This window comes from Stenotrophomonas maltophilia group sp. Smal12 (assembly GCF_037079935.1).
GTDB lineage: Bacteria > Pseudomonadota > Gammaproteobacteria > Xanthomonadales > Xanthomonadaceae > Stenotrophomonas > Stenotrophomonas sepilia.
The window spans coordinates 89,000-110,187 of the sequence record NZ_JBAWUK010000004.1; the positions used below are offsets into that span (position 1 = coordinate 89,000).

Genomic DNA, 21,188 nt, shown 5'->3' on the forward strand with positions numbered 1-21,188 from the left:
TGCAATCAAGCGCTGCTGCTTGCCGCCAGCAGGCACAGGCTGCGCGGCGGCAGCGTCCAGGCGCCTTCCCCATCCGGCTCCAACGGCGTTTCGTCGGTCTGCAGGAGTACGCGCCGGAACGACAGGGCGTCGTCTGACACACAGAACCGCTGCGGCTGCTCCCCGGCGTTCAACAACAGGGCCAGGCTGACATGCCGCCCGGGCTCGCGCAGGCCACTGTCCGGACTGCGACCGTCCAAGATGATCAGCAGCGCACGCAGCCCTGCGTCATGCCAGTCCGCTTCCTCCATGCCGCGACCATCGGGATGCCGCCAGTCGATATCGCGCAGGCCCAGCGCCTCATCGTATTCGCCGCGCAGGAACCGGTTCCTGCGCAGCAGGCCATAGCGTCGGCGCAGCGACAGCGCCCGCCGCACGAACGCCACCTGCGCCTGGGCTGCCGGCTGCGCAGCACGCTCCCAGTCGATCCAGCTCAGCGGGTTGTCCTGGCAGTAGGCGTTGTTGTTGCCCTGCTGCGAATGGCCGAACTCATCGCCGGCCAGCAGCATGGGGGTGCCCTGCGCCAGCAGCAGCGTGGCCAGCAGGTTGCGCATCTGCCGCGCACGTACAGAGAGGATCGCCGGATCATCGGTCTCACCCTCCACGCCATGGTTGCTGGAAAGGTTGTGCGAATGGCCATCACGGTTGTCTTCGCCGTTGGCTTCGTTGTGGCGGTCGTTGTAGCTCACCAGATCATGCAGCGTGAACCCATCGTGTGCCGTTACCAGATTGATGCTGGCCGACGGCCGCCGGCCGTGGTGCTCGAACAGGTCGGCCGAGCCGGTGAAGCGCGTGGCGAACTCCGCCAGCTGGCCGCCATCGCCGCGCCACAGCGCGCGCGCCGTATCTCGGAAACGGTCATTCCATTCGGCCCAGCCCGGCGGGAACTGGCCCAGCTGGTAGCCGCCCGGGCCGATGTCCCAGGGCTCGGCGATCAGCTTCACCTGGCTCAGGATCGGGTCCTGGCGCACGGCATCAAGGAAGCTGCCCGAAGCGTCGAACCCATGCCGTTCACGGCCGAGTATGGTCGCCAGGTCGAAGCGGAAGCCGTCCACCCGCATCTCGGTCACCCAGTAGCGCAGCGAGTCCATCACCATGCGCAGTGCACCGGCATTGGTCAGGTCGAACGTGTTTCCGGTGCCGGTATCGTTGATGTAGTAGCGGCGATCATCGGCCAGGCGGTAGTAGCTGGCGTTGTCGATGCCCTTGAAGGACAGCGTAGGGCCCAGCTCATTGCCTTCGGCGGTGTGGTTGTAGACCACATCCAGGATCACTTCGATGCCAGCATTGTGCAGCCGCGCGACCATCTGCTTGAACTCGGCCACGGTGCCCAGCGACAGGTAACGCGGCTGCGGCGCGAAGAAGCCGATGGTGTTGTACCCCCAGTAGTTGCGCAGCCCGCGCTCGAGCAGCTGCTGGTCATCGACGTAGGCGTGCACCGGCAGCAGTTCGATGGCGGTCACGCCCAGATGGCTGAGGTGGTCGACCACTGCGTCATGGCGTAGGGCAGACAAGGTGCCACGCTCGGCCTGCGGAACATCGGGGTGTTGCATGGTCAGCCCGCGCACGTGCGCTTCGTAGATCACGGTCCGGTCCCAGGGCGTGGCAGGTGCCCGCTCGGCACCCCAGCTGAAGGCCGGATCGATCACGGCACAGCGCGGCATGTAGCTGGCGCTGTCGCGGCGGTCGAAGCTCAGGTCGCCATCGCGGTGGCCCAAGGTGTAGCCGAACAGGTGGGGGGCCCACTTCAGTTCGCCCACAATCTGCTTGGCGTAGGGGTCCAGCAGCAGCTTGTTGGGGTTGAAGCGATGGCCTTCCTCGGGCGCATAGGGGCCATGCACCCGGTAGCCATAGCGCTGGCCGGGCCTCACGTCCGGCAGGTAGCCATGCCAGATCTCGTTGGTGTACTCGGGCAGCGCGATGCGTTCCACTTCGCGGTTGCGTGCATCGAACAGACAGAGTTCAACCCGGGTGGCATGCCGCGAGTACAGCGCGAAGTTCACACCCAGCCCGTCCCAGGTCGCCCCCAGCGGGAAGGGCCGGCCTTCGCGCACGCGCGAGGTCTGCGTCCACTTACGGCTCGCCATCGGTGCCCTCCTCCTCGCGCGCGGCGGCGATCTCGGCCTCCACCAGCCGCTCGGCCATGTGCCAGTGCCGTTGCTGCTGATCATCCGGGCGCCCTTCTGCCTCCCAGATCTGGTGGGCCAGTGCCTCAATCCGCTGCCGTCGTTCCCTGCTGTCCATCCCTACCTGCCTCCTCGTTGATCCATATCGCCAACGGGCTGCCAGCCAGAAGCCTGGCCACGTCCGTGGTTGCGTTGAAATGTTCGATACGCCCGTCAAGGACGTTGCGCATGGGGCCTGTCGGCACCCCACGCAGCGTCACATCGCTGCCGACGTCGCGCGGCGCATGCAGGCTTGGGCCAGGCACGGCGGTGGGCGAACCACGCCGCACGACCACCAGCAGCATCTGCGCCTGATGCCTGCGCGTGAACGCCAGCCACGGTGAGCGCACCGGCGCCGACAGCGGCTGCAGCGCGCCGTGCAGGAACAGCTGCGGGTGCCTGCGGCGGCAATCCAGTAATCGCCGGAGTAGAAATGCCTTGATCCCACCGTCCCGCCAGTCCTCCAGTAGCGCGGGCCACGCGCGCGCATCACGCAGCCAGGCCTGCCGCGCTGGATAATCCACGGCGCGCCGGTTGTCCGGGTCCACCAGGCTCAGGTCCCAGCCTTCACCGCCTTGGTAAAGATCGGGCACGCCGGGAAGGCAGTGCTGCAGGCACAGCTGTGCCAAGCCGTTGCAGGCGCCCGCCGGCGCGATGCGCGCCACGAAGGTCGCCAGCGCCTCCCGCACCGGCTGCAACGGCGCTCCATCCAGCAGCGCGTGCAGCCACTGCGCGGCGCCCTCCTCCACGGCCACGTTGGGATCGGACCAGCTGCTGACCCGCTTGCCCTCGCGCAACGCCTTGGTCAGCCATTGCACCATCCTCGATGCGAAGCCTGCGCCGGGGGTACCGTGCATCGGCCACGCGGCCACGAGCGCCTGCCATAGCGCATAGGCCTCGGCACTCGGCAATGGCATTGGCGCGCCGGCGCGGGTCGCCATCCGGCCCCAGCGCCGCACCGCGTCCCGCCACTCGACCGTGCAGGTACTGAGAACCGCCAGCCGTGCCCGGCTGTCGGCCCCGCGCTTGTGATCGTGGGTCGCCAGCGCAAGCAGCGCCCTGGGATGGCGCCGCAGGCGCCCGGCTGCATGTTCCAGCAGCTCGCGCCCTTCCATGCCCAGCCGCTGCGGATCACTGCCGACTTCGTTGCGCGACAGCAGCCTGAAATAGCGATAGAACCCGGTATCTTCCACCGACTTGGCATTCAACGGCGCGGCCAGCTGCCCGAACCGTACGCGCAGCTCGGTTTCAGCCGGCGCCTGGCCGGGAAGTGCCTGCAGCAGCAGATCCAGCGCGGCGCATGCCGCACCGTCCAGCGCCTCGCGCGCAGCAGCTGCAGCGTCCACCAGCGCCTTTCGTTCACCCGCCCCCTGCAGCGAATAGGGCCGGTAGGTGCGGTAATGCCGCAGCAATGAAGCCAATGCGCGTGCCAGCGCAGCCACTCCGATATCGGCCTCGGCCAGCCGGGGCTGCAGGACCTGCTGCGCACTGCGCAGCAGCCGCTGGAAGTCTGCGTGAAGGCCCTGGCGCAACATCATGCCGCGAGCGTCCTGCTGGATCCGGTCGAAGCTGCGCGGATCACCGCCCAGCGCCTGCCACGTGCGCGAGAGCGCGGGTGCAGCCGCCGGATCGTGCAACCAGGCACCGGTCTGGTCCATGAAGTCATAGCCGGTGGTGCCGTCGCAGGCCCAGCTGTCGGGCAGCTGCTCGCCCTCGGCCAGTATCTTCTCCACATGCAGGCTCACCGCCTGCGGATCACGGCCGCCGGCCGCACAGGCTGCGTCGAGCGATTCACGAAGGCGCCGCAGGTAGGCGCCCGGGGAAGACAGGCCATCCACATGATCGATACGCAGGCCGTCCACCCATCCCTCGCGTACCAACCGCAGCGGCAGCGCATGCACCGCCTCGAACACGTCATCGCGCTCCACCCGCAGCGCGGCCAGTTCATTGATATCGAAAAAGCGCCGGTAGTTCACCTGATCGCCCGCCGTGCGCCACCAAGCCAGCCGGTAGTGCTGCCGCTGCAGCAGCGTATGCAGCCGTTCAACGCTGCGGTTGCAGCGCTCGGCCCACGCCGGCCACTGCGCGGAGTCCAGTGGATGGCTGCGCGGCGACAAGGGCAACGCCAGACCATGGTGGCGCAGCACGGGACGCGCGTTGTCCACCACCACGCGCACTACGCCATCGCGCACCGCGTCGTGCAACGGCCGGTCCAGTGCAGGCAGCCAGAGCCGGCCCTCGCAGCCCGGCGCCTCCCAGTCGATGTCAAACCATGCTGCGTGCGGGCTTCGACGCCCGTGCATCAGCACATCGTTCCACCAATGGCTGTGCGGGGACGCCGCCAGATGGTTGGGTACGATGTCGAGGATCAGGCCCATGCCGTGCGCGCGCGTCGCTGTGGCCAGTTGCCGGAAGGCTTCTTCGCCGCCCAGTTCCGGATTGATGCAGGCCGGGTCGATGCCATCGTAGCCATGCGTAGACCCAGGCAGCGCAGCGGCGATCGGCGACAGGTAAAGGTGGCTGACGCCCAGCGCGGCGTAGTACGGCAGCTGCATCGCGGCGGCCTCGAGGTCGAAGCCTGCATGCAATTGCAGGCGTACGGTGGCACGCAATGGAGTCATCGCCGCTCCCTCCGCCGCGTTGCGCTGAACCGGGCAATACGCGCGTCAACCGCGTCCTGTTCCCATGCCAGCGGTAGCCGCCGGCGCCAGTTCGGATGGCCGTTGACGGTGCCCGGCAGGTTCACCTGCGCGCGGCTCCCCAGCGCATCTTCCAGCGGGAGCAGCGCCAACCGCGAAGGCGCGTGCGCGACCAGCGACAGCGCACGCGCTTCCAGCGTCGCGCCCTCGCCTCGGGCAACGGCGGACAGTCCCTGCACCTCACTGGCGCGCGCGTGCAACGCCGCTGCAAGCCCGGTCAGCTCACCCAGGCGGGCACGCCAGCGCAGGTCGCGCCCGTGCAGCCAGCCGGACAGCGGTGGCAGATCATGGGTGGAGGGCATGGCCACCGCATCGCGGCGCCACCTTGGCGCAGGCAGGAAGTGTTCACCCTTGCGGGCGAACGGCAGCACCTCGATGCCCAGGATGCCGCGGGCTGCCAGCCGCTGGCGAATGCCCGGCGGCACCACGCCCAGGTCTTCACCGATCAGCACGCAGCGATGCCGCCACGATTCCAGAACCAGCAGGTTGATCAGATCATCGAACGGATAGCGCAGGTACACGCCCTGTCCGGCGGCTGAGCCACAGGGAAGCACCCACAGCCGCTGCAGGCCGAGGATATGGTCGATGCGCAGCCCCCCACGGCCGGCCATCACGGCGCGCAGCACGCGAATGAACGGCTCAAAGCCCTCGCGCTGCAGCGCGGAGGGTGACCAGCTGGTGATACCCCAGGCCTGGCCCAGCGGATTGAACGCATCCGGCGGCGCGCCCAGCTCAAGGCCCTGCAGCAGATGGTCGCCGCCGGTCCGGGCCTCGACGCCCTGCGGCGCGCAACCCACCGCCAGATCTGCGATCAGTCCGATCGACGCGCCGTCGTCGCGCAAGCCCGCCTGCACCTGCGCCCAGCCCTGCCGCGCCAACCACTGCGCAAACGCATGGTCGTCGGCGCTTCCAGTGAACCGGTCGGCGGCGTGCTGGCAATAGCGCAGCAGGGATTCGCCCTGCGCATCGCACCACGTCTGCATCTGTTCGTACTGAGCCGGCGCCTGCTGCCGCAGCCACTGGCGCACCTGGCGCAGCCAGCGCCACTTCAACGCCGCCGAGTGCGGCCAGTCGATGCGGCGCGCGGCAGTGGCTGCTGCAACGGCCGTCGCCAGTGCTTCGTCTTCAGCCAGCACGGCGTCGGCTGCTTCCGGCAGTACCTGCGGCAGGGAGGTCTGCAGCGGATCGAGCCAGCGCCGGTCGCTGGGCGAATAGGGGCTGTAACCGGGCCCTGGTGGCAAGCCGGCATGCAGCGGGCTCAACGCCACTGCATCGCCGCCGTGACGGTGCAGCAGTTCGCTCCATCGCGCACAGCCGGCGCTGTCACCGATGCCGGCGTCGTCGCGAGCGCGCAGGCTGTAGACCTGCGCCGACAGGCCCCAGCCGCGCAGCAAGCCCAGCGGCCACCAGGCACGCTGTGGTGCCACCGCAATCGCCTGTTGCCGTCCGCCCTGGCGCCACTGCCAGTAGCCGGGCTGATCCGGCACGCGCCAGCGCCCTTGCGCATCGGGGTGTGCCGGCAGCACTGCGCCCTGCTCATCCACCCAGCACGCTGCGCCTGCCGCCTGGGGCATCGCCAGCAGCTGTCCACAGCAAGCCGTGCGCAGGCCACCGTGCTCGGGCGCTGCATCGCCCTGCAGCGCCTCCAGCACCGCGCGCAGCACGTCCGGTGCGACCTCGCGCGCGGCACCGGCCACGTCGGTCCAGCGGACCAGCAGGCCCGCACGGCCGGCCGCTTCCCGCACCGCTGCATCCGTGCTCATGCGGCGATCCAGCAGGCCAGCACGCCGCCGCCGGCTGGCAGCATCCCGGCCGCGTCCGGCCCCACGACGCAGTCGCCGGCCGGCACCGCATGCGCCACCGGCACAGGGCCCACGTTGATCGCGATCCACCATTGGCCCGAGGGCAACTGCCAGCCCGCCTGCACCGCGCCTTGGCCCAGCACGCGCGCACCCAGCGACCGCGCCTGCAGCAGGCCCGGCTGCAGATAGCGCCTGCGCAGGCCGAGGAACTCGCCCGTGCAGCGCAGCCAGTGCTGCGACCAGGGATCATCGCCGGGCGGCGGCGTGTACGACGCCTGCAGGGTCGCCGCATCGTTCGGGTCCGGAATACGCGCGCGCGAGGCGGCGTCGGCAAAGGCGCTGAAACCAGCGAACTCGCGGCGACGCCCTTCGCGCACCGCCTCGTCCAGCGGCGGCGCGTAGTCGGTGAAGAACAGGAACGGCGATTGCGCCTGCCACGGTTCGCCCATGAACAGCAGCGGGATCATCGGCGTCAGCACGGTCAACGCCAGCGCCGCACGCAGCCGCGCCGGATCCACCAGCATCGACAAGCGCTCGCCGAAAGCACGGTTGCCTACCTGGTCGTGGTTCTGCGCGAATGCCACAAAACGCGCGGGAGACAGGTCAGCGCTGGGTTCGCCGCGGGGATCGCCGCGCAGGTCCGGTTCACCCTGCCAGGCGAATCCTTCGGCCAGGCAGCGCGCCAGCAGTGCTTCGGCGCGACCGGCATAGGCCGCGTAATAGCCCTCCTGCTCGCCGGTCAGCATCACGTGCAGCGCATTGTGGAAGTCGTCATTCCATTGCCCCTGGTAGGCGCCGCGCAACCATCGCGCCTGGTTGCGTTCGTTCTCCAGCACCAGGTGCGCGTGCGGCACCACCGCGTGTACCTCCTCGGCCAGCTGCTGCAGGAAGCGCTCATCATCGATGGCATGCACCGCATCCAGGCGCAGCCCATCGAAGCCGTAGTCGCGCAACCACATCAGCGCGTTGTCGATGAAGAAGCGCCGCACCCAGGGCTGGCGGAAGTCGATGGCCTCGCCCCAGGGAGTACTGCGGTCATCACGGAAGAACCCCCGCGCGTACTGGCGCAGATGGTTACCCTGCGGTCCGAAGTGGTTGTAGACCACGTCCAGCAACACGGAAAGCCCAGCGGCATGTGCCGCCTCGACGAAGGCATTCAGCTCTGCCGGCCCACCGTAAGCATGGGCCGGCGCATACGGGAACACGCCGTCGTAGCCCCAGTTGCGCTGGCCGGGAAACTGCGCGACCGGCATCAGCTCAATGGCGGTGATGCCAATCGCGGCCAGCATCGGCAGCTGCGCGGTCAGCGCCGCGAAGCCGCCGCCGGCCTCGATGTGTACTTCATAGATCACCAGGTCCTGCCAGGCATGCCCGCGCCACGTGGGTTGCACCATGTCCTTGTCCAGCACCACCGCGCTGTCGCCGTCGATGCCGTCCGGCTGCCAGCGCGAGGCCGGGTCGGGCACGTCCAGGCCGGAAGGAAGGCGAAAACAGTAGCGGTCGCCATGCGATGCCGGTGTTCGCAGCCAGTGGCAGCCGTCCGGGTCGCGTTGCATCGGCCGCTGCGTGCCGTGCAGGCTCAGCGCCATCGTCCTTGCGTCCGGTGCCCACACGCGGAACTCCACCCCGTCACCGGCCACAGGCCATGCGCCCAGGCGCGGCGTCACTGCCGTCATGCATCAACCTGCAGGTACAGCGTGGACAGCGGCGGCAGCGTCAGCCGCAGCGACTGGGCGTGCCCATGCATCGGCCGCGGCTCGGTATGCACCGCTCCAAGGTTGCCGCTATTGCCGCCACCGTAGTACGCGCTGTCGGTGTTGAGCCGTTCGCTCCAACGCCCCGGGTGCGGCACGCCGACCCGGTAGCCCTCGCGCCGCACCGGGGTGAAGTTGCTCACCACCAGCAGGGTGCGGCCGCTGCCGGCAGGATCCCGGCGGATGAACGCGTAAACGCTGTTGCGGTTGTCATCGGCCACGCTCCAATCGAAACCGCGTTCGTCGCGCTCGTCGCGATGCAACGCGGGTTCGGCGCGGAGCACGCCGTTGAGGTCTCGCACCAGGCGCGACAGGCCCTGGCCCTCACTGCTGGCCGCCTGTGCCCAGTCCAGTGCCGCATCGTGCGACCACTCGTGGCCCTGGCCGAACTCGCCGCCCATGAACAGCAGTTTGCTCCCGGGGTGCGCCCACATGAAGCCGAAGTACGCGCGAAGCTGGGCCAGCCGCTGCGCCGGCTCGCCCGCCATCTTGGCCAGCAGCGCTCCCTTGCCATGCACTACCTCGTCATGCGAAAGCGGCAGCACGAACCGTTCGGAAAAGGCGTAGACCAGGCCGAAGCTGATCTCGCTGTGGTGATGCGGGCGATGGATCGGGTCGCGCCCCATATACTGCAGGGTGTCGTGCATCCAGCCCATGTTCCATTTATGGGTGAAGCCAAGCCCGCCCGCTTCCACCGGCGCGGTCACGCCCGGCCACGCGGTGGATTCCTCGGCGATCACCAGCACGTCCGGAAAGCGCTCGCGCAGCGTCTGGTTCATCCGCCGCAGGAACGCGACCGCCTGCAGGTTCTCGCGCCCGCCCTGCTCGTTGGGTATCCACTCCCCCTCGGCCCGGCTGTAATCCCGGTACAGCATCGACGCCACGGCATCCACGCGCAGACCGTCGATGTGGAACCGCTCCACCCACTCCAAGGCACTGCCGATCAGGTAGGCGGCCACCTCATTGCGGCCATAGTTGTAGATCAGCGTGTCCCAGTCGGCGTGCACCCCTTCGCGCGGATCCGCATGCTCGTACAGCGCAGTCCCATCGAACCCGGCCAGGCCATGCGCATCGTTCGGGAAGTGCGCGCTCACCCAGTCCAAGATCACCCCCACGCCGGCCTGGTGGCAGCGGTCCACGAAGCGCGCGAAGGCCTGCGGCGTGCCATGGCGCGCCGTCGGCGCGTAGATGCCCAGCGGCTGATAGCCCCAGGAACCGCCAAAGGGATGCTCGCTGACCGGCAGCAGCTCGATGTGAGTAAAGCCCAGCCCGGCCACGTACGGAATCAACCGGTCGGCCAGGGCATCCCAGTCCAGCGGCGCACCCTCGTCGCTGCGCTGCCAGGAGCCCGCATGCACTTCGTAGATCGACAGCGGTGCGCAGGTTCCGGCCTGGCGTCGGGCCGCCAACCATGCGTCATCGTGCCACTGCGTCGGCGCCGCCGAAGGCACCCGCGAAGCGGTGGCCGGTGGCAGCTCGGCCCAGCGCGCCATCGGATCGAACTTGTCGGGCATCACCCGGCCGTCGGCGCCGACGATGCGGAATTTGTAGCGGGCACCGGCCTGCACGCCCGGCAGGAACAGTTCCCACACGCCGGCGGTGTGACGCAGCCGCATCGGATGGCGTCGGCCATCCCATCCATTGAAATCGCCAACCACCGCGACCCGCTGGGCATTGGGTGCCCACACCGCGAAGCGCACGCCCGCGATGCCCTGCACCTGCATCGGCACCGCCCCCAGCTGCCGCGCCGCATCGGCATCACCGGCATGGAACCGCTGCAGCAGGGCTTCGTCCAACAGTGGACCGAACGCATAGGCATCGTGCACCTGCTCCACGCCCTGTTCGAAATGCAGGGCAAGCAGCGGTATCGCCGCGTCGCCGGCCGCGCCCTCGAACAGGCCGGGCAACGGGCCGGGGGACAGGTCCCAGCGCCGCCCGTCGTCTGCGATCACCTCGACGCGCTGCGCGTGCGGCACCAGCACGCGCAGCTGGCGTCCGCCTTCTGGCTGGCGATGCGGGCCCAGCCAGGCGAATGCATCGGCCGGGCGCGCGTGGACGAGGTCCTCCAAGGCCGGCGCGATGCGCTGATCCAATCCCGTCTCCGTGATCGCTTCATCCTCCAGGGCGGCCAGATGCAGGCTGTCGTGGCTCATGCGGCCACCTGGCAGGTCTGCTGGTACAACGCCAGGTAGGCGCGCCCCGCCGCATCCCAGCCACCTGGCCGCAGCATGGCCGCGCGGCGCATGGCCTGCAGCAGGCCGGGCAGGCGGAAGGTGCGCATCGCCCGTTCCACGCAGCGGCGCAGGCCATCGGCATTGGCGCCGTGGAACAGGAATCCGGTCACGCCATCCTCGACGGTATCGACCAGCCCGCCGGTCGCGTGCGCGATGGGCAGGCAGCCGAAGCGCTGTGCGTACATCTGGCTCAGCCCGCAGGGTTCGAAGCGTGAAGGCATCAGCAGGAAATCGGCACCGGCAAACATCTGGCGGGCCAGCGCTTCCTCGAACCCGATGAAGGCGCCCACCCGCCCCGGGTAGCGGCGGGCCAGCGCCTGCACCTGGGCTTCCACCTGCGGCTCGCCACCGCCGATGATGACCAGCTGGCCGCCGGCCGCCACGATCTGGGGCGCCACGTCGCAGGTGATGTCCAGGCCCTTCTGGTGCACCAGCCGCGAGACCACCGCAAACAGCGGGCCGGTCGACGGCGCCAGGCCGAACGCCTTGCGCACCGCATGCGCGTTGGTGGCGCGCCCGGTCCACTCGCCAATGCCGAAGTGGGCCTTGAGATGGATATCGCGGCGCGGGTCCCAGCTGGCGTCGATGCCGTTGACGATGCCACTCAGGTGCCCGCCGGCTGCGCGACGCGCCAACAGGTCATGCAGCCCGCAGCCTTCATCCGGGGCGGTGATCTGCTGAGCGTAGCGAAGGCTGACCGTGTTCAGCCGCGTGGCGTTGGTGATGCCGCCCTGCAGGAACGACATCTGCCCGTGGAAGTGCAGTTCATCCAGGTGTTCGGCCGGCACGCCCAGTACCGGCGCAAGCGCGTAGGGGAACAGCCCCTGATAAGCCAGGTTGTGGATGGTCAGCAGGGTCGGCACGGCCGTCCGGTCCCAACGCACGTAGGCGGCCGCCATGGCCACCGGCCAGTCATTCAGGTGCAGCAGCTGTGGCGACCAGTCCAGCCCGGCACGCCCGGCCGCAATCTCCGCCGCCGCATGCGAAAGCGTCGCGAATCGAACCGCGTTGTCCTTCCACTCCTGCCCCTGCCCGTCCACGTAGGGCGAGCCCTCACGCTCGTACAGCTCCGGCGACAGCAGCACGTAGATCGGAAGGCCGTCGGCCTGCACCGCCATGCCGATCGTGCACGCCGGCAAGCCGGCCCGCGCGCTGACCTGCCCCACCCGCTGCAGCTGTGGCAGGCGCTGCAGTACCTCCGGGTAGCCGGGCAGCAGCACGCGCGAATCACACGCACCGCGCACCGCACGCGGCAGGGCCGCAGCGACGTCGCCCAGGCCACCGGCCTTGACGAAGTCCGCCATCTCGGTGGCAACGAACAACACGCGCTGCACCAGTTCCGGCAGATCCAACGGTTGCGAATGGCCGCGGCGGGTGCCGATCGGCACGGGCGTGACGGGAGAGATCGCAACGGGTGAAGCGGACTGGGCGGCGCGGGCCATGGGGATGATCTCGGATGCTTCAGGCAGACAGACGCCAGCGGCGCCCGGACGGGCGCTGATGCTGGGAAGGAAGTCGACGCAGGACGTGGGGGACGCCAGCGAGAGGCTCAGGACGACAATAGCCCTGCATGCGATCAATCAACCGTGAAGCCATGGCGATTTCTTTGTGACAACACGTCATGAGCTCAGTACACATGACATGCGCCCGCCTCCTGCCCGTGTCTCCTGCGATGGGGCCGAGCCCACGCCCGGCTGCTGGCAATCCCGCGTGCCGCCTGAGCCGGGCTGGGTTGATCTCTAAAGAGACTCACCCTGCGACACCCGGTCGCAGGCCTTCGCGCTACGCGCTTGACCAATGTCAAACCGCCCGCTGCCACGCGGGCGTATTCCTATGCAGAACCCGAACACGCCGGCGCTGCCGGCCTCTACAAGGACCCTGCGATGAGCTACTCCCCCGACAACGCCCAGCTCGTGAATGCGCTGCAGAACGTCATGGTGATCTCCACCACCGACCTGCAGGGCAACATCACCTACGCCAATGACCTGTTCTGCACGCTCACCGGCTTCGCCCGAGAGGAACTGATCGGCCAGCCGCACAGCATCGTGCGCCACCCGGACGTGCCCAAGGCGGTCTACAAGGACATGTGGGACACCATCAAGGCCGGCAAGACCTGGACCGGCATCGTGCCCAACCTCGGCAAGGGCGGCGTGCTCTACGTAGTCGACACCACCGTGCAACCGCTGTTCGACGGCGACGGCAACATCACCTCCTACATCAGCATCCGCCGCGTGGTGAACGACCTGATGCAGAACTACGACCTGGTCGAGTTCAGCAAGGAAAAGTTCGACGACTTCTACGAGGCCGCGTGAACGCCCTCCCGACCAGTACGCCCTTCAGCCGCCTGCTGGTGGGTTTCGCGTCCGAGTCGGGCAATGCCCGCGCCCTGGCCCAGCGCTTGGGCGCGGACCTGCAGCCGCACGCGCCGCAGGTGCTCCCGTTCAACGACATCGACGTGGCCAGTCTCGGCCACGGCGATGTGCTGCTGGCGATTTCCAGCTCGTTCGGCGATGGAGAACCGCCGGCCAATGGCGAGCGGTTCTTCGAAACCCTGCGCCAGACCCCGACGCTGAGCGGCCTGCGCTATGCGGTGTTCGGCCTGGGTGACACCGGCTACCCCAGCTTCTGTGGCTTCACCAAGGCGCTGGATGCTGCGCTGAGCGAGCGCCAGGCGCAGCCGCTGCTGCACCGCGTGGACGCCGACCTGGGCTACGAGCAGTTCTTCCAGCAATGGCGGCCCGTGCTGGGCCAGGTGCTGGAGGGCGACCTCAACGCTGGCCACGACCTGCACCTGCAGGTCACCGCCTATGGCGAAGACAATGCCTTTGCCGCCCGCATTCTCGAACGCCGCCGCTTGAACAGCAGCGACCCCGCTGCCTGGCACCTGCAGCTGGACATTGCCGGCAGTGGCATGGCCTACCGCGCGGGTGACACCCTGCACGTGGTGCCGGAGAACGATCCTTCCCTGCTGCAGGCATTGGCCACCTGGTACGGCGACAGCACCGCCGTGGCCGCCCTGCACGACCGCGAGCTGCGCCTGCTGAGCAAGGGCGTGCTGCGCGAACTGGCCAGGCTCAGCGGCAGCGAGGGATTGAAGCGCCTGTTGAAGGTCAACCAGAAGCGCGAGCTCGACGCCTACCTGCATGGCCTGGACCTGCTGGACGTGCTGCAGGACCACGCCACGCCGGACGGCGTGCCGCTGGCCCGGCTGCGCGAGCTGCTGTCACCGCGGCTGCCGCGCGCCTATTCCATCGCCTCGCACCCGTGCCACGACCAGCTGAGCCTGTGCGTGCGCGAAGTGCGCTACACCCTGCGCGGCCGCGAGCGCTTCGGCACTGCCACCGGCAGCCTGCTGCATGGCGGCGACCACGCCCGGGTGTACTGCCGTTCCAACCCTGGCTTCCACCTGCCCGATACCGGCCAGGCACCGCTGCTGCTGGTCGGCACCGGCACCGGCATCGCACCGTTGATGGGCCTGATGCAGGAACTGCAGGCCAATGCCTGCGAACGCGAAGTGCACTTGGTGTTCGGCGAGAAGCACCGCCAGCACGACTATCTGTACCGCGACCAGCTGCAGGACTGGCACACGCGTGGCGTTCTGGCTGGCCTGCATACCGCGTTCTCGCGCGATGGCGTCGAAAAGGTCTATGTGCAGCATGTGCTGCAGCAGCGTGCCGCCGAAGTGCGCGACGTGTTGGCCCGGGGCGGGCATCTGTACCTGTGCGGCAACAAGCGCCACCTGGAAGGCGCGGTGCGCGAGGCCATCGATGCCATCGGTGGCGAAGGGCGCTGGGACGCGCTGCGCAATGAAGGCCGCACGCACTGTGAACTGTATTGATCCGTAGATCCTGTAGAGCCGAGCCCACGCTCGGCTGCTTTTCGCAACACCGCCAACAGCAGCCGAGCATGGGCTCGGCTCTACAGATGCAGGTCAATCGCCGACGATACGCCCGTCCACCATGCGCGCCACCTGCTGGCCGAACATGGCCACGTCCTGCGGATCGTGGCTGATCAACAACAACGGGATGCCGGTCTTGTCCAGCACCGCCTCCAACTCCTGGCGCAGGTGCTGGCGAAGGTCATGATCCAGCGCGGAGAACGGCTCATCCAACAGCAACGCCTGCGGTTGCGTCACCAGCGCCCGCGCCAGTGCGCTGCGCTGGCGCTGCCCGCCGGAAATCTGCGAGGGCAGCAGATCACCCACGGTGTCGATGCGGAATGCCTGCAACCACTGCTCCACCGCATCGAAGCGCTGGCCCACGCGCGGATTCAACCACCCCTTCTCCAGCCCGAACGCCACGTTCTGGCGCACGCTCAGGTGCGGGAACAACGCGTAATCCTGGAACACATAGCCCAGCCGGCGGCGCTGCGGCGGCAGATCCACGCCGGTGGCCGCATCGAACAGGGTCTGCCCCTGCACGCGCACATGACCCTGGCCCGGCCGCAGCAGCCCGGCCACCGCCTTCAAGGTCAGGCTCTTGCCCGCGCCCGAAGGCCCGAACAACACCACCTGCCGCTGCGTGCACTGCAGCGATACGTCCAACACGAACTCCTGGCCGGCCGCCTGCAGGCGACGCTGCACCTGCAGGTCAAGCCACATCGCGCAGCTCCCGGCGACGCCCGCCCACCAGCCGCGCGGCCAGCAACAGGATCACGATGCAGACCACCGAGGTGAGAATCACCAGCGCATTGGCCTTGCCGTCCTGGCCGGCCTGTACCGCCTCGTAGATGGCGATCGACAACGTCTGCGTCCGGCCCGGAATGCTGCCGGCCACCATCAGCGTCGCGCCGAACTCGCCCATTGCGCGCGCAAACGCCAGCAGCAGGCCGGCGAGGATGCCGCGCCACGCCAGTGGCAGCGTGATGCGGAAAAACACCGCCACTTCGGACACACCCAGCGTGCGTGCGGCCTGCTCCAGCTGCCCGTCCACTTCCTCGAACGCCGCGCGTGCCGGCTTGAACACCAGCGGCAGCGAGGCCACCGCCGCAGCAATCACGGCCGCCTGCCAGGTGAACACCAGGTTGATGCCGAACCACGACTGCAGCCACGCACCGATCGGACCATTGCGACCGATCAACACCAGCAGGTAGTACCCCAGCACCGTCGGTGGCAGCACCATCGGCAGGGTCAGCAGCGAATCCAGCAGCTCGCGCCCGGGGAAGCGACGGCGGGCCAGCAACGCGCCCAGCGCCACGCCCAGCACCAGATTGATCGCGGTGGCCCAGCCGGCCACCTTCAGCGACAACCCCAGCGCGGTCCAGTCCAGATCCATGCCTCAGGGCTTGCCGAACCCGTGCTTGGCCAGAATCGCCTGGCCCTGTGCCGAACGCACGAAGGCAGCGAAGCGCCGTGCCTCTGCCGGCTGCGTACTGGCCCTGGTCACCGCCAGCGGATACGCAATGCGCCCGGACACCGGCACCGCGAACGCACGGCGCACCCGGTCGGGCATCGCCTGCGCATCGGTGGCATAGACGAAGCCGGCATCCACTTCACCGCGCGCCACGTAATCCAGCGACTGACGCACGTTCTGCGTGGTGATGGTCTTGCCCTGCACCGACGACCACAGGCGCGCCACTTCCAGTGCGCCCTTGGCATAGCGGCCGACCGGCACGCTGTCCGGGTTGCCCAGTGCGATGCGCTGCACACCGGCACCGGCCAGGTCCTTCAAGGTACGCGGCGCCGCCTTGGCCTGCGGTGGCACCACCACCCACAGCGCGTTCACCGCGAACACCTCGCGGGTGCCGGCCGCCAGCAGATCCTGCTGCTGGGCCTGGTCCATGGTGGTTTCGTCGGCCGAGGCGAACACATCCACCGGCGCACCGCGGCTGATCTGTTGCAGCAACACGCCGGACGCGGCGAAGTTGAAATCGACCTTGGTGCCCGGGTGCGCCTTCTCATAGGCATTGCCCAGTTCGCGGAAGCTCTCGGTCAGGCTCGATGCCGCCGAAACGGTCAGCGTGGCCGCCCAGGACGGCACCGTGGCCAGCAGGCCCAGCAACAACAGTCCAGCTCGCTTCATCGTCGGCTCCCGGCCAGGTTCAGTTCGGATCGGATTCGTCGGCCACCGCCAGCGCGGCCAGGCGCTCGGGCTGCAGCAGCAGGATCTCACGCTGCTTCACCGCGATGATCCCATCATCGCTCAGGCGGCGCAGCACGCGGCTGGCGGTTTCCGGCGCCATCCGCAGGTAGTTGGCGATCTCGGTACGCGCCATCGTCAGGTTGAAGCGCGTGGCAGAAAAACCGCGCCGCGCGTAGCGCTCGGACATGTCCAGCAGGAATGCGGCCATGCGCTCTTCGGTACGGTGGTTGGCGGCCAGCGTGGCGACCTTGCCGATCTCCGCACTGAGCAGGCTGAACAGCTTGGCCTGCAGCCCGGGCATGCGCGTGGCCAGCGAGCTCAGCTTTGGGAACGAGATGCGGCACAAATGCACCGTATCCAGCGCCACCGCATTGCAGGGGAAGCGCGAACCGTGGATCGCATTCAGGCCGATCACTTCGCCCGGCAGGCTGAAGCCCAGCACCTGCTCGTTGCCCTGGCTGTCGTCGACGAAGGTCTTGACCATGCCGGCGCGCACCGCAGCAATCGAATCAAACGACTCGCCAGCGCGGAAGATGTAGTCACCCGCATGGAACGGACCGACGTGGTCGACCAGCACGTGCAGATCGCCCAGTGCGGTCTTGTCGTAGCCCTGCGACATGCAGGCGTCGGAAAACGCGCAGGTGCTGCAGAAGTGCAGCGCGTCGCCGTCATCGGCGGCGGCGGGGTTCGGGGTGGCCTGTCCAAGGCGGCCGTGCGAAGGCGGATTCGAAGACATCTGGGCAAGACTCAAGCGATGGCGGCCGCCGGCCGGAAGCATGCGGCCATCATACGCCACAGCAGGCGCCCTTCTTCGGCCAGCCGCAGCACGCGCGCATCCCAGTGCGCCCAGCCGCGCGCCAGCAACGGTGCCAATGCTGGCAGCTGCCCGGCGAAGCATTCTTCGAACGGTTCATCGTTGCGCCATTCGAAGGCAGCCGCATCGAGCGCGTGATCGCAGGCGATACTCTGCGCCACCTCGGCCGCCAGTCGCTCGTCTTCGGACAGGATCAATCCGGCAGACACGCCCATATGCCCGGCCTGCAGCCGCGCACGCCATTCGCCCAGTTCGTCCTCCAGGCGGTAGAACACCTCGCCGATCTGGCTGCAGGCGGACAGCCCAAGCCCGATGAAATCGCTGCGGTCGCGGCGTGGCACGCCGGCCAGGTCACAATGACGCTGGCCATCGCCCGGGCCATGCGGGATCGGCAGGTCGCCGCGCTGGTAGTGGTCACCACCGATCGGTTCGTAGCCGGCTGCGCGCAGCAGGCGCCAACTCTGCAGCCATCGTGCCGCCGAGGGATGCTCTGGCAGCGCGCAAGGCGCCGGCAGCAGGATGCGCTCGGGCGCTTCGGCCAGCACCTCATGCAGTCGTTCGATGAAGCCGGTATCCGCGCTGCCGGGCACCCGCAACTGGTAGCATCGCGCGGTAAAGCCCACCTGTCGCGCATGCGCCAGCAGCGTCGGCCCCGGTGCATCGGCGCGATCGATCACGTTCAGGCGGGTGCAGCCCACCGCACGCAGTTGTGCCGGCGCCAGCGCGCTGCCCGCGTCCAGCCGCACCTCCACCTGTGGCCGCGCCACGGTGCGCAAGTACTGCGGCACGGCATCCAGCAGCTGGCCCAGCTGTGGTGGCGGCAGCGTCTCGGCCAGCCCCAACTGCAGCACCATTGCCACCACCTCGCGATCTTCAGCCAGCGCGCCGGCCTGCAGGCGCAGCGCCAGCAGCAGGGTGTCCAGATACGCCTGCGGTGGCACGTCGCGCCCGCCACGACCCGCCTGGAAGCCGAGCGTCAAACCACGCGGGATCAGGTGCTCGTTGCTGGCGCGCACGGCGGCGCGCCACCCGCTTTCGCCAAAGCCGGTACTGAACTGGTCAGCCGGCGGAAACAGCACGTGCCGTGGCTGCCGCAGCAATGCCGCCTGCAGCGCAGTGTCCTCGCTCTCGTCAACGTGGAAGCTCATGGCAGACATCTTCGGGCGTTCCTCTTCGCGTGGCCCTGATTGAAATCAAGCGTGGCGCATCTGATGGTTCCTGCCGGCCAGCGGCCGATACTACCCTTTCACCCACCACTCGGTCGTGCCGGCCGCTGGTCGGCATCACCCCTTCACCCGCCGCGTATCGTCCTGGTAGTGCCGGCCGCTGGCCGGCAGCACCCTTCACCCGCCGCGCACCCGCTCGGCGGCAGCCGCGTCGATGGCTTCGGGCAGGTCGGTTTCGCGGTCGATCTGCGGGAAGTGGCGACGTTCCATGCGGCGGATCGCGAAATGCATCCACGCCAGTGCAGCCGCCACCAGCACGAACAGCAGCATGAAGCAGCTGCTCCAGATGCCCACCGCATCGTTCAACGCGCCAAACACGATCGGCAGGACGAAGCCACCCAGGCCGCCGATCATGCCGACCACGCCGCCCACCGCGCCCACATGCCTGGGGTAATACACCGGAATGTGCTTGTAGACCGCGGCCTTGCCCAGCGACATGAAGAAGCCCAGCACGAACACCAGCACGGTGAACATCACCACGCCGATGGCCAGATGGAAATGGAGCGGCCCGTGGATACCCTTCACCACATACTCGGTATCCGGGTAGGCCAGCAGGAAGGTGCAGATGGCCGACACGCCGAAGGTCCAGTACATCACCCGGCGCGCGCCCATCCGGTCCGACATCCAGCCACCGACCACGCGGAACAGGCTGGCCGGGATCGAATAGCACGCCGCCAGCATGCCGGCGTGGCCCACGTCCATGCCATAGGCGCCAACCAGGTAGTGCGGCAGCCACAACGCCAGCGCCACGAAGCCGCCGAAGACGAAGAAGTAGTACAGCGAGAACCGCCATACCTGCAGGTTCTTCAGTGGTGCCATCTGCTCGGCGAACGGCACCGGCTTCACGCCTTCGCGGCGGCGCTGTTCCAGAGACGGGTCTTCCTTGCTGAAGAGGAAGAACAGCACCGCAGTGACCGCCAGCGCGACGGCCCAGACCTTGGCAACCATGGTCCAGCCGGCCGCCACCATCACCAGCGGCGCCAGCAGCTTGGTCACCGCCGAACCGATGTTGCCGGCACCGAAGATGCCCAGCGCAGTGCCCTGCTTGCTGGCCGGGAACCACTTCGAGACGTAGGCCACGCCCACCGAGAAGTTGCCGCCGGCGATACCCACGCACAGCGCGGCAACCAGGAACTGGCTGTAGGTCTGTGCGTAGGTCAGCATCCAGGTAGCGACTGCACCACACAGCATCACCAGCACCATCACCTTGCGGCCACCGAACTGGTCGGACCAGATGCCGAGGAAGACGCGGCTGACCGAGCCGGTCAGCACCGGCGTGGCGATCAACAGACCGAACTGGGTGTCATTCAAACCGAGCTGTTGACTGATCTGGATACCAATGATCGAGAAGATCATCCACACCGCAAAGCACACGGTGAAGGCGAACGTGCTCAGCCACAGCGCACGTTGCTGCTGCCCGGCACTGGCGGGGGCAAGGGCCTGGTTCATGAATTTTCCTCGTTCAAAGGGGTTCAGCCGATATCCGCTTCGGCTTCGATCTCATCCAGCCCGCGCACCGGGTAGCGTTCCTGCAACTGCAGCAGGTAGGCCTGCACCTCGCGCTGCCGCACCTGCAACTCCAGGTAGTCACGCAGCTGCGGCAGCACGGCCTCGAACGGCTGCGGCTGGCCTTCCTCGCGGGCATCGACGCAGACCACGTGGTAGCCCCAGCGCGATTCCACCGGGAAACCGGCCAGGCCTTCGCGCAGGCGGAACACCTGTCGGTCGAACTCCGGCGTGGTCTGCCCACGCTGCAGCCAGCCCAGGTCACCGCCTTCGCTGCTGGACGGGCAGCGTGAATGACGCAGGGCGAAATCGGCGAACAGGTGCGGCGACTCCTTCAGCAGTCCGAGCAGCCGCTCGCCCTCGGTGCGTGCAGCGAAGCGCCCGGCCACGTCGTCGGCCGGTGCGGCCAGCAGGATATGGCGCAGGCGCACACGGTCGGGGGAGCGGAAGCGCTCCGGGTTCTGCTCGAAGTAGCGCCGGCAGTCTTCATCGGTCGGCACGCGGTCTTCGATCGCGTCTTCCAGCAGCTGCTGGATCAGCACTTCCTCGTCACTTACCCGGTTACCCTCCGGCGCCTGCAGGCCCAGCCGCTGCGCTTCCAGGCGCAGCAGTTCGCGCACCACCAGTGCGCGTGCCGCTTCGGCACGTGACTGTTGCGGGCGCATCGCCCGGTGGTGCTGCATCTCGCGGGCGATGTCGGCCTCGCTGATCGCGGTCTCGTCCACGAACAGCCGGCACGGTGCCGGCTGCCCGAACGAACGCGGCCCCTGCGCCGCCGCGTCATGGTGGTGCGAATGCGCCTCGGCGGGAACCGGTGCGGCGGAGTCGATCACGGTAATCGGCAGGAATTTCGGCAGGCTGCGCATGGT

16 protein-coding genes are annotated in these 21,188 nt (G+C 68.3%); 2 read left to right on the plus strand and 14 right to left on the minus strand.

The window, feature by feature from the left end; translation table 11 throughout:
- Nucleotides 1–5: 5 nt before the first annotated feature.
- The 7 genes from glgX to glgA are packed head-to-tail and all read right to left on the minus strand — an operon-like array spanning nucleotide 6 to nucleotide 12,135.
- Nucleotides 6–2,126, minus strand: a complete 2,121-nt coding sequence (glgX, locus tag WDC87_RS03060; RefSeq protein WP_301655316.1) for a glycogen debranching protein GlgX — start codon at nucleotides 2,124–2,126, stop codon at nucleotides 6–8.
- Nucleotides 2,113–2,283, minus strand: coding sequence for a DUF2934 domain-containing protein (locus WDC87_RS03065; protein WP_072167575.1), 171 nt, complete (start codon nucleotides 2,281–2,283; stop codon nucleotides 2,113–2,115). The genes glgX and WDC87_RS03065 overlap by 14 nt, the downstream gene beginning before the upstream one ends.
- Nucleotides 2,252–4,825, minus strand: a complete 2,574-nt coding sequence (gene treY, locus WDC87_RS03070; RefSeq protein WP_252745096.1) for a malto-oligosyltrehalose synthase — start codon at nucleotides 4,823–4,825, stop codon at nucleotides 2,252–2,254. Before treY ends, WDC87_RS03065 begins: the two co-directional genes overlap by 32 nt.
- Entirely contained in the window at nucleotides 4,822–6,666 is a 1,845-nt protein-coding gene (locus WDC87_RS03075) for a 4-alpha-glucanotransferase (protein ID WP_252745097.1), read from the minus strand. Before WDC87_RS03075 ends, treY begins: the two co-directional genes overlap by 4 nt.
- Nucleotides 6,663–8,381 (minus strand): malto-oligosyltrehalose trehalohydrolase, encoded by a 1,719-nt coding sequence (gene treZ, locus WDC87_RS03080; RefSeq protein ID WP_072167572.1) that lies wholly within the window; start codon nucleotides 8,379–8,381, stop codon nucleotides 6,663–6,665. Before treZ ends, WDC87_RS03075 begins: the two co-directional genes overlap by 4 nt.
- Nucleotides 8,378–10,612 (minus strand): 1,4-alpha-glucan branching enzyme, encoded by a 2,235-nt coding sequence (locus WDC87_RS03085; protein WP_188240914.1) that lies wholly within the window; start codon nucleotides 10,610–10,612, stop codon nucleotides 8,378–8,380. The genes treZ and WDC87_RS03085 overlap by 4 nt, the downstream gene beginning before the upstream one ends.
- Nucleotides 10,609–12,135, minus strand: coding sequence for a glycogen synthase GlgA (gene glgA, locus WDC87_RS03090; RefSeq protein WP_080376923.1), 1,527 nt, complete (start codon nucleotides 12,133–12,135; stop codon nucleotides 10,609–10,611). The genes WDC87_RS03085 and glgA overlap by 4 nt, the downstream gene beginning before the upstream one ends.
- A gap of 441 nt (nucleotides 12,136–12,576) precedes the next feature.
- Between glgA and WDC87_RS03095 the strand changes: the two genes are divergently transcribed.
- Together WDC87_RS03095 and WDC87_RS03100 are read left to right on the plus strand one after the other, a co-directional pair.
- A complete protein-coding gene (locus WDC87_RS03095) occupies nucleotides 12,577–13,005 on the plus strand; it encodes a PAS domain-containing protein (RefSeq protein ID WP_069138376.1) in 429 nt (142 codons plus the stop codon).
- Nucleotides 13,002–14,531: a sulfite reductase flavoprotein subunit alpha gene (locus tag WDC87_RS03100; RefSeq protein ID WP_252745203.1), complete on the plus strand. Its 1,530-nt coding sequence runs from the start codon at nucleotides 13,002–13,004 to the stop codon at nucleotides 14,529–14,531. The genes WDC87_RS03095 and WDC87_RS03100 overlap by 4 nt, the downstream gene beginning before the upstream one ends.
- A 93-nt stretch (nucleotides 14,532–14,624) precedes the next feature.
- On the opposite strand, the gene WDC87_RS03105 is transcribed toward WDC87_RS03100, so the two are convergent.
- The 7 genes from WDC87_RS03105 to WDC87_RS03135 all read right to left on the minus strand — a co-directional run bounded on the left by WDC87_RS03105 (nucleotide 14,625) and on the right by WDC87_RS03135 (nucleotide 21,185).
- Entirely contained in the window at nucleotides 14,625–15,293 is a 669-nt protein-coding gene (locus tag WDC87_RS03105) for an ATP-binding cassette domain-containing protein (protein WP_072167567.1), read from the minus strand.
- Nucleotides 15,283–15,966 carry a molybdate ABC transporter permease subunit gene (gene modB / locus WDC87_RS03110; protein ID WP_065177657.1) on the minus strand — a complete coding sequence of 228 codons (684 nt, stop codon included), beginning with the start codon at nucleotides 15,964–15,966 and terminating at the stop codon, nucleotides 15,283–15,285. The genes WDC87_RS03105 and modB overlap by 11 nt, the downstream gene beginning before the upstream one ends.
- A 3-nt stretch (nucleotides 15,967–15,969) precedes the next feature.
- Nucleotides 15,970–16,713: a molybdate ABC transporter substrate-binding protein gene (gene modA, locus WDC87_RS03115; RefSeq protein ID WP_252745204.1), complete on the minus strand. Its 744-nt coding sequence runs from the start codon at nucleotides 16,711–16,713 to the stop codon at nucleotides 15,970–15,972.
- Between the two features lie 19 nt (nucleotides 16,714–16,732).
- Nucleotides 16,733–17,509 (minus strand): helix-turn-helix domain-containing protein, encoded by a 777-nt coding sequence (locus WDC87_RS03120; RefSeq protein ID WP_005416832.1) that lies wholly within the window; start codon nucleotides 17,507–17,509, stop codon nucleotides 16,733–16,735.
- 11 nt (nucleotides 17,510–17,520) lie between these two features.
- Nucleotides 17,521–18,735 (minus strand): coproporphyrinogen III oxidase, encoded by a 1,215-nt coding sequence (locus WDC87_RS03125; protein ID WP_072167566.1) that lies wholly within the window; start codon nucleotides 18,733–18,735, stop codon nucleotides 17,521–17,523.
- 195 nt (nucleotides 18,736–18,930) lie between these two features.
- The gene (locus tag WDC87_RS03130) at nucleotides 18,931–20,262 is read right to left on the minus strand and encodes a nitrate/nitrite transporter (RefSeq protein WP_005416836.1); all 1,332 of its coding nucleotides are present in this window, start codon (nucleotides 20,260–20,262) and stop codon (nucleotides 18,931–18,933) included.
- Between the two features lie 23 nt (nucleotides 20,263–20,285).
- The gene (locus WDC87_RS03135) at nucleotides 20,286–21,185 is read right to left on the minus strand and encodes a peptidylprolyl isomerase (protein ID WP_252745205.1); all 900 of its coding nucleotides are present in this window, start codon (nucleotides 21,183–21,185) and stop codon (nucleotides 20,286–20,288) included.
- Nucleotides 21,186–21,188 lie beyond the last annotated feature (3 nt).

Excerpts from the sequence above, each read along its gene's own strand:
- WDC87_RS03065 (WP_072167575.1), bottom strand. The coding sequence starts at position 2,283 with ATGGACAGCAGGGAACGACGGCAGCGGATTGAGGCACTGGCCCACCAG.
- modA (WP_252745204.1), bottom strand. The coding sequence starts at position 16,713 with ATGAAGCGAGCTGGACTGTTGTTGCTGGGCCTGCTGGCCACGGTGCCG.
- WDC87_RS03125 (WP_072167566.1), bottom strand. The coding sequence starts at position 18,735 with ATGAGCTTCCACGTTGACGAGAGCGAGGACACTGCGCTGCAGGCGGCA.
- WDC87_RS03095 (WP_069138376.1), top strand. The coding sequence starts at position 12,577 with ATGAGCTACTCCCCCGACAACGCCCAGCTCGTGAATGCGCTGCAGAAC.
- WDC87_RS03105 (WP_072167567.1), bottom strand. The coding sequence starts at position 15,293 with ATGTGGCTTGACCTGCAGGTGCAGCGTCGCCTGCAGGCGGCCGGCCAG.
- treZ (WP_072167572.1), bottom strand. The coding sequence starts at position 8,381 with ATGACGGCAGTGACGCCGCGCCTGGGCGCATGGCCTGTGGCCGGTGAC.
- glgA (WP_080376923.1), bottom strand. The coding sequence starts at position 12,135 with ATGGCCCGCGCCGCCCAGTCCGCTTCACCCGTTGCGATCTCTCCCGTC.
- WDC87_RS03135 (WP_252745205.1), bottom strand. The coding sequence starts at position 21,185 with ATGCGCAGCCTGCCGAAATTCCTGCCGATTACCGTGATCGACTCCGCC.
- WDC87_RS03120 (WP_005416832.1), bottom strand. The coding sequence starts at position 17,509 with ATGTCTTCGAATCCGCCTTCGCACGGCCGCCTTGGACAGGCCACCCCG.
- WDC87_RS03130 (WP_005416836.1), bottom strand. The coding sequence starts at position 20,262 with ATGAACCAGGCCCTTGCCCCCGCCAGTGCCGGGCAGCAGCAACGTGCG.
- modB (WP_065177657.1), bottom strand. The coding sequence starts at position 15,966 with ATGGATCTGGACTGGACCGCGCTGGGGTTGTCGCTGAAGGTGGCCGGC.
- treY (WP_252745096.1), bottom strand. The coding sequence starts at position 4,825 with ATGACTCCATTGCGTGCCACCGTACGCCTGCAATTGCATGCAGGCTTC.
- WDC87_RS03075 (WP_252745097.1), bottom strand. The coding sequence starts at position 6,666 with ATGAGCACGGATGCAGCGGTGCGGGAAGCGGCCGGCCGTGCGGGCCTG.
- WDC87_RS03085 (WP_188240914.1), bottom strand. The coding sequence starts at position 10,612 with ATGAGCCACGACAGCCTGCATCTGGCCGCCCTGGAGGATGAAGCGATC.
- glgX (WP_301655316.1), bottom strand. The coding sequence starts at position 2,126 with ATGGCGAGCCGTAAGTGGACGCAGACCTCGCGCGTGCGCGAAGGCCGG.